A 15,122-nucleotide genomic window follows, 5' to 3' on the forward strand; every position below is an offset into this window, starting at 1 on the left:
GTGCTTACTGTGCGCTCAGTGACATTGATGCCAGGAAGCTGGATTGTATCGTTACAATTTACCATTTCCATCTCCTTTCGGTGAATTGTCTCGATATTGTTTTGTCATTGACATTATTATTGTGTCAATTTAAACATTGTCACCATGACAATATGGTTCCCGAAACTTGATGAGGCTGGTGGTCCTGTTTATCGACAGATCGCGCAAGCCATCCGCAAAGCAGTCAAAGACGGCTCTCTGAAACCCGGAGACCGACTGCCCACCCACCGCGACCTCGCCTATCAACTTGGCGTCACGGTCGGCACAATTACCCGCTCCTACCGCGAGGCGGAAAGATTGGGGCTGGTGGCTGGTGAAGTTGGCCGCGGAACCTATGTGCTCGACAATATCCAGTCGGAACTTGATATGGCGGCCACCGCGCCGATTCCGATGGCATTTACCAATAACCTCACCCAGCTGGCACGATCGACCGGTGCTGCGCCATCGACGAACTCCCAGTCAAACGAGACCGAAGATACCGGACCGATCAATTTCAGGATGAACTGTCCTCTCCCGCCAAGGGAAGGCCGCATTCGCGAAACCCTGATTGAGGTTGCGACCACCATGTCGACGGACGATATGGTGTCCTACAAATCGGAATATGGCGTTGCTCATCAGCGTGAAGCGTTGGCTTTTTCCGCCGGAAGACTGGGGCTGGATGACAATCCGGAACGCGTTTTACCAACGGCTGGCGTGCAACATGGCATGACCGTATCGCTGCTGGCGACAGTGCGCCCCGGCGATCTTGTCCTGTGCGAGGAACTCACCTATCCCAACCTGCGCAGCCTTGCCAATTTGTTGCAGTTCCGTCTGCGCGGTGTGGCCATGGACGACGACGGCATCATGCCAGACGCGCTCGAAAATATGTGTCGCACACAAAGTCCGCGTGCGATTTATCTGATGCCGACGCTGCACAACCCGCTTTGCAGCACAATGAGCCAAAAGCGCCGCATCGAAATTGCCGAAATCCTGCGTAAATATGATCTGACATTGATCGAGGACGGCATCTACCACTTCCTTGATCCGGATGCCCCACCCCCGCTGTCTTGCTTTGCACCGGAACGCAGCATCTATCTTGATGGCGTATCAAAAAGTATCGGTGGTGGTTTGCGTGTCGGTTATATCCATGCACCGGGCGAAATGATCGGCAAACTCGCCAGTGCAATCCGGTCCACCTGCTGGATGGTTTCAACCATCAACCTTGAACTTGTCACACGCATGATCATGGATGGCAGCCTTGCTCAGTTCGAGGCATGGCACCGCGAAGAAGCGGCCAAACGCCTTGCGATCGTCCTTGGCACACTCAAGGGTTACGATATCCGTTTCCACCCGACCAACTATCACATCTGGCTGGAACTTCCCGAACATATCGACACCAGTGAACTGGTGATGGATGCGGCCAACAATGGCGTTCTTCTGACCGCAGCACAGCAATTCGCTGTTGGCCACGTGCCAAGGGGTATGCGCCTATGCTTCGGTGCAGAACGATCGCCCGAAAGATTGCGCCGCGGCGTGCAAATCGTCGACCGACTTCTTCAGAGCAGTGATTTTGGCAATTCCGTCGTCATGTAACGCACGTTTTTCTCGTGCATGATGACCGTGGAATTTTGAGGCGAAGTCACGGTTCTTACTGTCATTTCAATTATTTCCGCACGCAACGCTTGACCGCGTGAATGGGTTGCTTCCAAGATATGCTGCGGGGGCAAAATTCCCCTGCTTGATACCTTACCTTGGGCAGCAGAAAGTCAGCAGATGCCAGTTTCCCGCCTTGACGCAGATGATTGCGGTTTCCCGCATTTCCGTATTCGCAGCCCACACAAAGACCAACAGCCGAAAATATTTGATTTTTCATCGCATTACCGCGCGGCAGAGGCTCTTAAATTCGGACTTTCGATGTCCGAACCCGGTTTCAACATTTTTGTTCTTGGTCTTGATCGCGCTGGCCGCATGACGGCGACCCTTGATTACCTCAACAAGGCCATGGAAGAACGCGAAGCCCCTGATGACTGGGTTTATCTGAACAATTTTTCGCGCACCAATCGCCCGCGCCCCTATGCCCTTCCGGCCGGTCAGGGCCAAAAGCTTTTGGCGGCGATGGAAACACTGATCACGCATCTGCGCGAAGCTTTTGCCTCGGCCTTCAACGCCCCGGCTCACCTTACCGAAACCCAGACCCAGACCGAAGAAGCGCGTGCACAACTTCGCGAAAAGTTTGATGCGCTGCGTGAATATGCCCGTGAACGCGGTCTGGATGTTCAGGAAAACGAAAAAGGCGTGATGATTGTCGCGCTGAACGAGGAAGGCGAACCGGTTTCCCTTGATGAGATCCCCAAGGATCGCCGCAACGAGGCCGAAGACGCGTTTGAGGAAGTCGCCGAAGAAGCCCGCAAAACGCTGCTTTCCACCCGCGACCTCGAAGAACAGATCGCCGATACGCTTGATAGTTTGCGTCGCGGGGCAGCAAAGGTTGTTCTGAAACCGCGCATCAAGAAACTGCGCGACAAATTCACAAGCCCCGGCCTCAAGGCTTGGTTCGACGCGCTTGAAAAAGACATTCTCGACAATATCGACGCGTTCGAGGAAGCCAGCGACCAACCCGCCATCGAAAGCGGTGATGGCAAGATCCCCGAAACCGTCGATGATCGCTATGCCGTCAACCTGCTAATCGATCATTCGCGCGATAATCACCCCGATGTCGTACTTGAACCGAGTCCAAGCTACGACAACCTGTTTGGGCAAATTCAGTACCGCCCGATGGGGGGCGGCATGCATCCGCATTTCAGCCTGATCAAACCGGGCGCCCTTCATCGCGCCAATGGCGGCGTTCTTGTTTTGCGTGCGGAAAGCCTTCTGGAACACGAAGAATGCTGGGGCTTTTTGAAAGCAGCCCTTCGTGACCGTGAGATCCGTATTGAGGAAACCCACAAGGGCGGCCCACCAACCGCAGGTGCACCGGAACCTCGCCCGATCCCGCTTGACCTCAAGGTGGTTATCGTCGGCGCACCGAAGTTTTATTACACCTTCTTCTCGCTGGATGTGGATTTCCGAAATCACTTCCGGGTCAAGGCCGATATTGATGCCGACATGCCTGCGGCTGGTCGCAACATTTCGATCTATACCGGGCTTCTGCGGGCATCCGCCCTGTCACGCTCCGGCATCCCGGTTGATAATGGTGCGATCCGTCAATTGCTTGGTCAGGCAGCGCGTTGGGCAGGCGAACGCGACAAGCTGACAGCCCAGATTGAACGGGTCGAAGATGTCGCGATTGAGGCCGGCGCACTCAGCAAGGCCGAAGGCCGCGAAACCATCCGCGCCGCGGATGTCCGGCGTGCGATCGAAGAACGCCGCCATCGCAATTCACGCCTTGAAGACCGATCCCATGAACGGGTTCAAAGGCGCGAAATCCTGATCGACAGCTTTGGCAGTGTGATTGGTCAGGTCAACGCACTGACGGTTCTCGATTACGGTGATCATGCCTTTGGCCTGCCAGCACGCGTGTCGGCACGGTCCTATGTCGGTAGCCTCGGCGTTTTAAACATTGAACGCATGGTCGATATGTCCGGCCCATTGCAGCAAAAGTCTGTGATGATCATTGAAGGCTTCCTGAAATCACGCTTTGCGCAGGATTTTCCGCTCTCATTCGCCTGTAACGTTACGTTCGAACAGAACTATGGCGGGATCGAAGGCGATTCTGCGTCGATGGCGGAACTTTGCGCCATCGTTTCCGCTGTTTCCAACATCCCGATGCGCCAGAATGTCGGCATCACGGGGTCGATGAACCAGTTTGGCCAGGCGCAGCCGGTCGGCGGTATTTCGCACAAGATCGAAGGTTTCTATCGCATTTGCGCCGATCAGGGTTTTACCGGTGATCAGGGCGTGATCATTCCTTCGGCCAATGCGGAAAACGTTGTCCTGCGCGAAGAAGTCGTTCAGGCCATTCGCCAGGGCAAATTCAACATCTGGACCGTGGAACACATCAATGATGCGATTGAGCTTCTGACCGGGATGGCAACAGGTGACCGGACAGATGGTCAATATGCGCCAGACACCGTCTATGGCAAAGCCATGGAACGCCTGCGCAACAATGATCAGATTTTGCGCGAACGCCATGCATATGGCCCGCGCACGGAGATGTAGGAATGGCGAAACCACCCCACGCATATCCAACCCCTGCGACACAGTTTTCGCAGGCGATTGGCTTTGCCGGAATGTGGGGTGGCTTTCCTTTTTCGGGCATCTTTGCTGCGGCACTAATGGCCGCCATGATCTTTAATATCGGTGCAGTGGCACAATCGCTTGCGCCTGAAACAGGACCAACCGGGATCGATATCATCCCGAAAGATTTGCCTGCCCGCGCATCAAGTGTGCGATCAGGCAATCAGCCTCTAAGCCTCCTGCCCGGAACAATTCCAACTGAAACCCGGCTTGAGGAAGAAATCGAAATCCCCTCTTTGGCAGATCAGTATCAACGAACGATCAACGGAAAGCCCCCAATCCGTTCGGTCCAACCCGTCCGTCAAAGGACACCAAGCCCCACGGAAACTCCGATTACCCCGGCGGCTTCAACAACTGCGCCTCCAACTAAGACCACGCAGCCCGCTGTGACCGTGCAACGCACGACGGCATCTGATCTTGTTGAAACAGCAACGCCTGTGTCGGCAGTCAGCGGTAGCGGTTTCCGAATACAGCTTGGCGCCTTTCGCGACACATTTACCGCTGAAACCTATTGGGCAAGCTTTAGCATCCGCTATCCGGAACTGGCTAAATCGCACGTCAAAAAAATCGTATCCGCCGATCTCGGCAGTCAGGGCATTTATCACCGGCTGCAGCTTGCAGGATTTGAAGACTCGGAGTCTGCACAAAAACAATGCCGCCAGCTCAAGGCTGACGGCACGGATTGTTTTGCAACTGCGCGCTAGACAAAGGCTCAGTCAGCGGGTGCAAGCAGGACAATCTTGTCAACGATCAGGGTTGTTGCCTCGGTACAGGTTGTCATCAGTGCCAGATGGCCGGTGATGCGCACCTTGTCGCCCGGGCGCAGCCTGCTTGCCTTGTTGGCGAGTGCATATAGCGTCCCGTCTTCGGCACGGAACGTAACGCATTCCTGCCCCTGATCGGTGATTTCACCACCAACCGTAAAGTTTTCTTTTTGCAGGAACGAACACCCTGCCAACGCCAGAGCCACACCCGCAACAGCGATTTTTCGCGCCAATCCGGCCCCCAAAAGGTACTTCATCCGTCGTGCTCCTTTGCGTGATCGACAGTGCTTCGTCACAAATACGCTTCATGTGCGTTAATGTTCTTGTAACGCCATGAAAGATAGAATGGTTCCACCCCTTTTAAGGGTTTCGGTATCCAATGTCATTGAGAACAAGACGCCCAATGGAAAAGTCGCAGATAGATTTGTTGATAGAGCTTGCTGCTGATTTTCAGCATCAGACGGCAATCAACAATCGCGCGACCGAAGAAAAAGACGAAAGCGAACAACGTAGTGCGCTTTCGACATTGGTTGATCTTGCCCGTGACATGCAAACCCGCCTTGATCAGCAGCAAAACCGGATCAGACAGCTCGAACTCATGGTCGAAACCGATGAGTTGACCGGGCTTTATAACCGTCGCGGCTTCATGAAGCGCACGCGGGAGGCAATCTCGCGCGCGTCACGAACCGACGAACGCGGCATTTTGGTCATTGCCGATCTTGATGGTTTCAAACAAATCAATGACATGCACGGGCATGCAGCGGGGGACGCCGTCCTTCGGCACTTTGGTCAGAACCTGCGCACGCACACCCGGTCTGATGATTTTGTTGCCCGCTTTGGCGGCGACGAATTTGCCATCCTGATGACCGGAAGCGATCCTGCCGCAGCGGCAAAACGGATTGTACAGCTTCAGAACGCGACCGAGCGATTCCCGCTGATATGGCAGGGCAAGGCATTGTCGATCAGGGCAAGCTTCGGTCACGCATCATTTGGCGCAAAATGCGATATTGCCGATCTGATCCGCGAAGCAGATGAAGCCATGTATGATCAGAAGCACAGCCGCCGCGAGGCAACAGAGTCCCGTAAAGCCGATCATAACGCAGCCTGACATCCGATAAGACAGGCTGTCGGCTTCCCCTAACCTTCCTCGTCGATTATATACTCTGCTGCGCGCAGCCCGGTCATGAACGCCCCATGGGTTGTCCCGGCATAGTCAAAGATCGTGTGTTCACCAGCCAAGATCAGTCGATCTGAAATCGGCTCTCCGAGACCGTCAAAATCAGATTTTCGGTTCCCCGGACGCGGAAAAGCATATGCGCCAAGTGTGAATGGATCGGTGGCCCAGTGCGTTGCCAGAACGTCAATCGGTTCTGTCACATCATCTTCCCAGACAGTGCGCAGCACATCGAGTGCATCTTCAACCATTTCCGCATCCGTCATACGATCAGCGGTCAATGCATAATCCCCGACACTTAGCCCCAGCAAGATGTTCTCATCTGAAAACGTTCGGTAGCTCAGCCAATAGTTCCACCGTCCTTTCGGCTCGGTTGTGATGCCGAAATACTGGGTTTCGATATCCCAGAACGGTTCCTCGAACTTCAGTGCGAGTTTGGTAACACTGCCAAAGCCGAGATTTGCAATGGAATCGCGATATCTGCCGGGAAGATCGGGCGTAAACTGGATATTGTTGGCTTTCAGAACACCGAGTGGAACCGAACAAATGCAATAGTCGGCTTCGAAAGTTCCCTGATCGGTAGTGATCACCACTCCCTCATCGACACTGTAATAAATTGCCGAGACCACATGGGAAAGCTTGATATCAAGCCCCTCTTTCAGAGGATTTAATATCTCGTCATAGCCGGATGTGACGACGACATCCGCACCGTCAAATGCCTCATCCCAGTTAAATAGGGGCGCTGACAATTTTTCGATCGCCCCACCCTTTGAAAATTCGGTAAAGGCAGAAAACGCCCACATGATCCCCGGATCATCAAGATACGCCGGACGATAGTCCTTGATCGCCTGCAAAAGACTGCGCGGGTCATTCACCTCATAGGTGCCGTCGATGTGTTCAAGAACCCCTTCCCAGGCATCGACAATTCTCTCGACCTCATCCTCATCATATTCATAGCCGTTGATGTCAAAGAACACTGCGTTCTCATCGTCGGTAACGGCATATTGGGCATTAACCGCATCGGCGAGTTGCTTGGTCGGGTTGTCCGACGACGGGCCGTGGATCCATCCAGCACCGACTTCAAACGGTGCGCCCATAGACCAGTCTGTCAAAAGACGACCACCGGTATGGTCCTTTGCCTCAAGCACGGTCACTGTGGCCCCGTGTTTACGCAACAAATTCGCCGAACCGAGCCCAGCAATACCTGAACCGACCACAACCACAGAAACATTTTCCAGCGCATGGGCCCTTTTGACGGCAAATTTTGATGCAAACGCGACAGCCCCGCTTGCCATCAGGACTGACTTCATAAATCTGCGGCGGTTGATGTTTCGGCTTAACACAACGACCTCACTAAGCTGATGATGCAGTTTCCCGGACAGAAGGTGGAAGGCGCAGAGAACTGTCCAATTCAGAGTTGATAGAACAATCGGAAAAACATCAAGTCTCAATGTCTACGACGGCATTCAGATGAATGTCAGCGTCGCTCGACTGTCCCTTAGAATTGATCGACACTCAGCCCCCTGCGACGTGTCAAAAATCGATCTTTTGAAGCCGGAATGTTTTTTTTGCCATATCAAGTGCAAATCCTTCATATCCTTTGTAAGATCGCTATTTATGAGAGACAGGCAAAGCTGCGTCTTAGAAAAACAAACAGGCGGCTTACGATGACGGGTCGAAAATGACAGACAGCACCGGCCACTCGGCGGAAACGAATGACCAAGACCTTCTTGCAGCCATGGCATTCTGCTGGGCTGACATGCTTCTTGAGGTCGATGAGAACGGCTATATTCTGTTTGTCGCAGGCGCGACCGAGAGTCTTCTGGGATGCACGCCAGACCGTCTGATCGGCGAAGCCTTCGAGAAAATTGTTGTTAAGTCCGAACGTCCTTTGCTGCGCGCCTATCTTCACGGCGGCACTGGGCTAAAACGCCTTGAAGAGCTTGATCTTGATTTCCAGCTTTGCGAGTCCGATGGCAAACCTGTTCAGGAAGCTGTGCCGCTGTCACTCAGCGGCTATATGATCGCCGATCCTTCAAGCCGCTATTACATCGCAGCCCGCCATCGCGCCATTCGTCCCCGCGCCAGATCGGGCATTGACCGTATCATTTTGCAGAATGCCGTCATTCGCCAGAACATGAACGCCGAAACCAGCCAGACCGGTTCGGTTGGTGATCTTTCAAGCATGAACTACCACAACGAAGCCTTGGTGGTGCTCGAAAACCTGGCGGCTTCGCGCTCCCAGGCGGAAACGGCTGCAACCAATGAATTGGCGCGTCTGATCGGAATTGGCGCAAAGCAGTTCAATGCCAGTGTGGTTAAGGATCAGGAACAGTCACGACGACCGCACAAAATTCATCCGGTTGACGAACCGATGATCGAACTCGAACGCCGTATCGTGGCCTATGCCAGTGCGCTGCGCGCCGACCTTGAGGAAATTGACAAAACTACCTCGGCCGAGAATATCAGCGGATTGATGTCTTTGACCAACACCTCGGGCGTTAACGGCAAAAATACCAAAAAATCCAAAACAGCAGACCTGTTTGGCAATGACTATGAAAGTGCTCGGAACATCCATCATTTCGATACCGAGAATGCCGAAAGTGACCGGGATACCAACCTGACACGGGCAGTTGCCTATGCGCTCAACCGGATGCAGCGCAAGGCACAGAATGACGTCACCGCCGCCCGCCTTTCGGCAAGCCTGCCGCACCTGATCAACGAAACACTGAAGTCCGTGCGTGCCTTCCGCGAGATTGTGGAAAATGGGTCCTTTGCGGTTGCATTGCAGCCGATTGTCCATCTTGGCAATCGGGAAATGCATCATTTCGAAGCATTGGCGCGCTTTAACATCGGCGACAGCACGTTGGCCGTTGACCAGATCATCCATTTCGCCGAAGGAACCGGTCTGATTACCGAGTTTGATCTGGCAATGTGCAGCAAGGTTCTTGATCATCTGCGCGACAATCCTGACAGCATCCCCTATCCGGTTGCTGTCAATCTTTCCGGCCATTCGCTTGAACAGGCCGGTTTCATGCCAGCCCTGATCGAACTGCTTGGCGACTATGACATCCCCTCGGAACAAGTCCTTTTCGAAGTGACCGAAACGTCGCGTATTCGTGGATTGACTGATGTGAATAACGGGTTGCAGATGCTGCGCGCCCGTGGTCATGCCATCTGTCTTGATGACTTTGGTGCCGGGGCAGCCAACTTCGAATATCTGAGTGCGCTTGATGTCGACATTATCAAGTTTGATGGCGGAGCAATGAGAACTGCGCTTGCCAATCCCAAAGGACGCGCATTTCTTAAGGCAACCGCCCTGCTTTGTCGCGATCTCGGTATTCATACAATCGCCGAAATGATCCACGATAAAGCCAGTTACGAACTGGTATGTGATCTGGGTATCGACTATGGTCAAGGCTATCATCTGGGGCCGCCAATCACGATTGGCAGCGAAGACGATTATCACAAGACCAATCTCGCCAGTTCTAATAGCAGTGCCGACACCGACGATCAGAACGCGTCGACCACAACAGGAGGACGCGCATGACTTCCCGTCATCCGGTGGATCCGCAAAACCAGAACACAAACTTTGCAGACGATCTGACAAACTACGACGCCGACGTGTTTACCCTTGACCCCAAAGTCATGGCCGAGGCCGAGGCCCCCGTCATCGTGATGGACGCAAAGGGTGTGCCGCTATTTGCCAATAAAAATGCGGTTGGTTTTGCCAATGGCATTCGTGACGGCCTGTTCCCTGAAATCTATCAACTGATCCGACGCGCCCTGACCACACCGGGTGGTGTGGTTGAACTGATGACCTTTGAAGTACAGCGCGGTACGGCGACATTGGAGCTAACTGCCCTTCCGACCACGAAGAACGAGGTCATGATCCTGCCGCGTGATGTCAGCATGGATCGGAACTTGCGTGAAGCCCTGATCGACTCACGCCAGCGCTATCGCGATATTGTCGAAGTCTCGTCCGCCTTCGCGTGGGAAACGGATGAAACAGGCAAGTTTATCTTTGTCTCTCCGCGCGGGGCACTTGGATACCGAGCCGACGACATCGTTGGACGTTTCCCGGGGAAATTCCTGCTTGATACTGCCGATCAGGACAGCGAGCACGTATTTCGCAGCCAGAAGGCCGTGCGTGATGTCCCGGTTTGGTTCCGGCGTTCGAACGGACGCGATGCGTGTCTTTCGGTTTCATCGACGCCCGTCTATTCGCGCGAAGGGGTCTGGATCGGCACACGTGGTCTTGCCCACGACATTACCGAACAACGCCGCCGCGAAAGCGAAGTCGCAACCGCCCGAAATCGTGACCGCCTAATGACCTATATCGTCCGCACCATGCGTGATGAAATTGATCCGCTTATGGTGCTGAAGGGCGCGTCAGAAGCCAGCACGCGTGCATTGGCCTGTTCCCATTGCGTTATCTTCAAACGCAATGATGAAACCGGCGACCTTGAACTGACCGCCGGCGATGCAGACAAGGCGGCCAACGAGATCGCCCACCAGGCGCTTCATCAGATGCAGAAAACGAATGAAACGTTTGATGCCCATGTCGGGAATTACCGGCTCATTGGTCTTAGCTGCCATTATCATCAGCGCAATAATGGCGCTGTGATCTTTATGTTTGATGCAGATCACCCGGAACCAACTGATGGCGAACGTGCCATCATGACCGAGGTTGCCGATCAGGTCGGTATCGCCATTGAACAGGCCATCCAGCATGAACGCATCCTGACGCTTTCGCGTACAGATGGCATGACTGGACTTCTGAACCGTCGCGCGTTCTTTGAGGAACTCAAACGCCGCCACAGTCGCCTGCGCCGTGAAAATGCACCTGCGGCTTTGATGTATGTCGATATGGACAACTTCAAACTGGTCAATGATATCCATGGCCATCAGGCTGGCGACGACGCCATTCTTACGTTAACGCAAGTGTTACTTGATAATGTGCGCCCGTCTGATCTTGTAGCCCGCCTTGGTGGCGACGAATTTGTTCTGTGGTTGGAAGGTGCTGATATTCCTGCCGCGTCGGCACGCGCCAAGACCTTGATGAAGGAAAGTGCCGTTCTTGGAAAATATTCCGGGGATGCCGAACATCCGCTGGGCATTTCGGTGGGTATTGCGGTTCACGAACCTGATTCAAAAGAAACGCTTGAACAACTTGTGCAGCGCGCAGATCAGACCATGTATCAAGTCAAGAAACTTGGCAAAGGCCGTTTTGGTATCGCTGCCGCGCCGGGGTCAAAAGACCCGGCAAAAATCGAAGTTTAGGAGGAATGCCCGATGAAGGGATTTTTGCAGCGGGTATTTACCAAGCGAAGCGAAACGCCAATCACCTATGACGAAGCCAAGGAAATGGCGGCAAGCCCGGATGCAGATGTTCGCGGCAAGCTGGCACAACGCCATGATACCCGCCCTGAAATCCTTTATTTCCTCGCCACTGACCACGATTCTTCTGTTCGTCGTCACATTGCAGCCAACCAGGCAACGCCGGTTCAGGCCGATGTCCTTCTGACCGATGACAGCGATGACAGTGTCCGTGGCAGTTTGGCGGAAAAAATCGCGCATCTTTCTGCCGGCCTCACCGCCCATGAAACCGATAAACTGCGCCGCATGACCTACGAGGCGCTCGACAAGCTTGTGCGTGACCAGGCTGTTCACGTCCGCCAAGTGATCTCTGAAACCCTCAAAGACATTGCCGACGCCCCGCAGCCAATCATTCAGCAGCTTGCACGCGACGCCGAAAGTGTCGTTTCTGGCCCGGTCTTGCAATATTCACCGGTCCTGACCGAGGAAGACCTGCTTGAAATCATTGAAGGCAGCTCTGGTCGTGGTGCGCTCAGCTTTGTGTCGCGTCGCAGAAACGTTGGTGAAAAGCTTGCCGATGCCATTGCCGCAAGTAGCGACAAGGATGCGATTTCCCATCTGCTTGGCAACAAGTCTGCACAGATCCGCGAAGAAACGCTTGATCAACTGATTGATCGCGCACCGGATTACCCGGAGTGGCACGAACCCCTTGTCAAACGCCCAACCCTGACACCGACCGCGGCTGGAAAACTGGCGCGCTTTGTTGCCGAAAACCTGATCAGTGTGCTGGAACGCCGCAAAGACCTGAAAAAGGACCAGCTTGATGCGGTCCGCGAAGTCGTGCAACGTCGTATCGCATCTGGCGAATTCGAGAAGCGCGACGACGTTGCGACCGATGCGAAAAAGATCAAGGCTGACAAGGAAAAAGCCAAACCGTCCGACAAGGCGGAACCGAAGTCTGACAAAAAAGGCGTGGTTGCAGAAGACGGCGACGAAGAAGAAGGCGAGCCTGCCTTTGAAAAGGCACTTGCCATGCATGCCAAGAAAAAGCTGACCGATCAGGAAGTGGCAAAGGCACTGGCCGCAAACGATGTCAAATTCGCCCGCGCATCGCTGGCCGTTCTGGCCGGAATTTCGCCCGACGCCGTATCAAAGGTGCTTAACACCCATTCGGCAAAGGGTGTTGTGTCCCTGGCATGGAAGGCCGGTCTTCCTGCCGACCTTGCGGTGAAAATTCAGGTCAAGCTTGGTCACGTCCCGCCGAGCCAAACACTTAATCCCCGCAGCGGCAATCAATATCCGCTGAGCGAGGATGACATGAATTGGCAACTTGAATTCTTCACCGGCATGGCGACCAGCGGCGCACGCTAACGTCCGCCGCTATTGGTCATTCCTACTACTGGACCTCTTTCAGGTTCGCCGGGCGTTCCATGCTGATATGGGCGATACCATCTTCGTCATATTCATCACCGAATTGCACGAAGCCGAGGCTTTCGTAAAAACCTCGAAGATATAGCTGCCCATTCAGGTAGATCGGTTTGCCTGCAAACTGCTTCTCACAAACATCAATCGCACGGCGCATCACTTCGCGGCCAATGCCCTGCCCGCGCAAACGATCGCTGGTAACAACCCGGCCAATCGCGGGACGGTCACCTTGTTCCGCATGGTCGGGATCAATGCCCGGGGCCACAATCCGGGCCGCGGCCAGAACATCGTCCCCCTCATAGGCGACAATATGCCTGCATCGTGGATCAAGCCCGTCTATGTCGGGAAATATGCAGGTCTGCTCGATAATGAAAATCTGCTGGCGGAGCTTCAAAAGGCTGTGCACGTGGCGCGCGGACAGATCATCAAAATCACAATCCAGCCAAGTCAGATTAGGTGGGGTTGGCGACATTCAGGGAACTTTCATCGCGTGGGGCGCTTTAAAACCCGGTCTCAGGTACCGGATTTTTCAATGTGATAGATAAAAACATCTTCGTCCTGTTCAGACGATATCAATCGATTACCGGTCATCTCGCAAAAGGCTTTCATATCGGCGACAGAACCGGGATCCGTCGCAAGGACTTGCAGAATTCCGCCATCCTTGACGTCACGCAGTGCTTTTTTTGCCTTCAGAACGGGCATCGGGCACATCAGTCCGCGCGCGTCGAGAATTGCATCATGGGGACCACTTGAAGATGTCGACATAAGAAACCTTATAAAAAATACGAAACCGGTCCGATATAGCGGCAATTGGCGATTGTTGCATTTGCACAATATGTTAGACTGAACCACAACAATCAATCAAACGCTGTTAGCCCGCCCGCGATGCAAATCTATCTCCCGATTGCCGAGATATCGGTAAATATATTTCTGATCTTGGGACTGGGCGGCGGGGTCGGCTTCTTGTCGGGTCTTTTTGGCGTTGGCGGCGGCTTTCTGATTACGCCGCTTTTGATTTTCTATGGTATTCCCCCGGCCGTATCCGTGGCAACTGCCGCGAACCAGATCGTCGCATCTTCTGTATCGGGTGTGTTCGCCCATTGGAAGCGCGGTAATGTCGACCTTAAAATGGGTCTGGTTCTTCTGGCTGGCGGTATTGTCGGGTCGACCGTCGGTGTCTGGGTGTTTGCCTGGTTGCGGTCACTTGGTCAGATCGATCTTGTCATTTCGCTCTGCTACGTGATCTTCCTTGGTATCATTGGCGGCATGATGCTGTTTGAAGCCACGCGCGCCATTTTCCGTACCCGGCGTCGCGGCGGCCAAATCCGCCGATCCAAGAAACATCAACACAGCTTTATCCACGGCCTGCCCTTGAAGATGCGGTTTTATCGCTCCGGGCTTTATATCAGTGCCCTGTTGCCACTTGCCGTTGGCTTCTTTGTTGGCATGCTGACCGCATTGATGGGTGTTGGTGGTGGCTTTGTGATGGTGCCGGCCATGATCTATCTGTTGGGCATGCCGACCGGGGTTGTCATTGGCACATCGCTGTTTCAGATCATCTTTGTCACGGCTAACGTTACCTTCCTGCAATCGGTGCAAACCCAGACGGTTGATGTCGCGCTTGCCATCCTGTTGCTGATTGGCGGGGTTATCGGCGCACAGTTTGGTGCGCAGTTTGGTTCCCGCCTGAAGGCAGAGCATCTTCGTGCCCTGCTTGGCCTTTTGGTTTTGTCGGTCTGCCTGAAGCTTCTGTTTGATCTGGTGATTACGCCAAGCGACCTCTATTCCGTCATGCCGGGGGATCTGTGATGCCAGTACCCTCAGCCATTCGGACCGCCTTTATGATTGCCTTGGCGCTGCCGCTTTTGAGTATCGGGGCTGGCCCCAAAAAGGCATCGGCTGATCCGCTGGTTGTGGATTTGTCGAACCATCTTGTGGCCATCACCACCGGCTTTACCGGCACCAAAGTGCTGTTGTTTGGCGCGGTCGAGGAAGAAGGTGACGTCGTTGTTACCGTTCGCGGCCCGGACCAAGACATGGTGGTCCGAAAAAAAGAGCGTAAAGTCGGCATTTGGGTCAACAGCGAAAGCGCGCGCTATAAGAACGTGCCAGCCTATTATGCCAGCGCATCAAACCGCCCGATGGATATCATCGCATCCCCGGAAGTCTTGCTCGATTACCGCATT

Annotated in this window: 13 protein-coding genes; 9 read left to right on the forward strand and 4 right to left on the reverse strand. The window is 54.0% G+C overall.

Annotated features, from left to right (window positions below):
- Nucleotides 1-144: 144 nt before the first annotated feature.
- From B3Z49_RS14440 to B3Z49_RS14450, 3 genes are all read left to right on the forward strand, one after another.
- Nucleotides 145-1,611, forward strand: a complete 1,467-nt coding sequence (locus B3Z49_RS14440; RefSeq protein WP_296992142.1) for a PLP-dependent aminotransferase family protein — start codon at nt 145-147, stop codon at nt 1,609-1,611.
- Between the two features lie 180 nt (nt 1,612-1,791).
- A complete protein-coding gene (locus B3Z49_RS14445; protein WP_296992144.1) occupies nt 1,792-4,176 on the forward strand; it encodes an ATP-binding protein in 2,385 nt (794 codons plus the stop codon).
- 71 nt (nt 4,177-4,247) lie between these two features.
- Nucleotides 4,248-4,958, forward strand: a complete 711-nt coding sequence (locus B3Z49_RS14450) for an SPOR domain-containing protein (RefSeq protein ID WP_296992146.1) — start codon at nt 4,248-4,250, stop codon at nt 4,956-4,958.
- Nucleotides 4,959-4,966: 8 nt separating this feature from the next.
- On the opposite strand, the gene B3Z49_RS14455 is transcribed toward B3Z49_RS14450, so the two are convergent.
- Nucleotides 4,967-5,275, reverse strand: coding sequence for a DUF5818 domain-containing protein (locus tag B3Z49_RS14455; protein ID WP_120224868.1), 309 nt, complete (start codon nt 5,273-5,275; stop codon nt 4,967-4,969).
- A gap of 146 nt (nt 5,276-5,421) precedes the next feature.
- Between B3Z49_RS14455 and B3Z49_RS14460 the strand changes: the two genes are divergently transcribed.
- The gene (locus B3Z49_RS14460; protein WP_296992149.1) at nt 5,422-6,126 is read left to right on the forward strand and encodes a GGDEF domain-containing protein; all 705 of its coding nucleotides are present in this window, start codon (nt 5,422-5,424) and stop codon (nt 6,124-6,126) included.
- Between the two features lie 29 nt (nt 6,127-6,155).
- Here the strand turns inward: B3Z49_RS14460 and B3Z49_RS14465 are convergent, their stop codons facing one another.
- Nucleotides 6,156-7,502 carry a flavin monoamine oxidase family protein gene (locus B3Z49_RS14465; protein WP_349676390.1) on the reverse strand — a complete coding sequence of 449 codons (1,347 nt, stop codon included), beginning with the start codon at nt 7,500-7,502 and terminating at the stop codon, nt 6,156-6,158.
- Nucleotides 7,503-7,873: 371 nt separating this feature from the next.
- Between B3Z49_RS14465 and B3Z49_RS14470 the strand changes: the two genes are divergently transcribed.
- The 3 genes from B3Z49_RS14470 to B3Z49_RS14480 are packed head-to-tail and all read left to right on the forward strand — an operon-like array spanning nt 7,874 to nt 12,882.
- Nucleotides 7,874-9,742, forward strand: a complete 1,869-nt coding sequence (locus tag B3Z49_RS14470; protein WP_296992151.1) for an EAL domain-containing protein — start codon at nt 7,874-7,876, stop codon at nt 9,740-9,742.
- Nucleotides 9,739-11,475, forward strand: a complete 1,737-nt coding sequence (locus tag B3Z49_RS14475) for a sensor domain-containing diguanylate cyclase (RefSeq protein ID WP_296992152.1) — start codon at nt 9,739-9,741, stop codon at nt 11,473-11,475. The genes B3Z49_RS14470 and B3Z49_RS14475 overlap by 4 nt, the downstream gene beginning before the upstream one ends.
- A gap of 12 nt (nt 11,476-11,487) precedes the next feature.
- Nucleotides 11,488-12,882 (forward strand): DUF2336 domain-containing protein, encoded by a 1,395-nt coding sequence (locus tag B3Z49_RS14480; RefSeq protein WP_063089931.1) that lies wholly within the window; start codon nt 11,488-11,490, stop codon nt 12,880-12,882.
- 25 nt (nt 12,883-12,907) lie between these two features.
- On the opposite strand, the gene B3Z49_RS14485 is transcribed toward B3Z49_RS14480, so the two are convergent.
- A complete protein-coding gene (locus tag B3Z49_RS14485; protein ID WP_296992154.1) occupies nt 12,908-13,408 on the reverse strand; it encodes a GNAT family N-acetyltransferase in 501 nt (166 codons plus the stop codon).
- A 41-nt stretch (nt 13,409-13,449) separates the two neighbouring features.
- Nucleotides 13,450-13,701: a sulfurtransferase TusA family protein gene (locus B3Z49_RS14490; protein ID WP_063089936.1), complete on the reverse strand. Its 252-nt coding sequence runs from the start codon at nt 13,699-13,701 to the stop codon at nt 13,450-13,452.
- Nucleotides 13,702-13,821: 120 nt separating this feature from the next.
- On the opposite strand from B3Z49_RS14490, the gene B3Z49_RS14495 reads away from it, so the two are divergent.
- Nucleotides 13,822-14,745, forward strand: coding sequence for a sulfite exporter TauE/SafE family protein (locus B3Z49_RS14495; RefSeq protein ID WP_008890848.1), 924 nt, complete (start codon nt 13,822-13,824; stop codon nt 14,743-14,745).
- On the forward strand, nt 14,745-15,122 hold a 378-nt coding region (locus B3Z49_RS14500), incomplete at its 3' end, for a TIGR02186 family protein (RefSeq protein WP_296992158.1). The genes B3Z49_RS14495 and B3Z49_RS14500, both read left to right, overlap by 1 nt.

Source organism: Thalassospira sp. UBA1131, assembly GCF_002311515.1.
In the GTDB taxonomy this organism is placed as follows: Bacteria; Pseudomonadota; Alphaproteobacteria; order Rhodospirillales; family Thalassospiraceae; genus Thalassospira.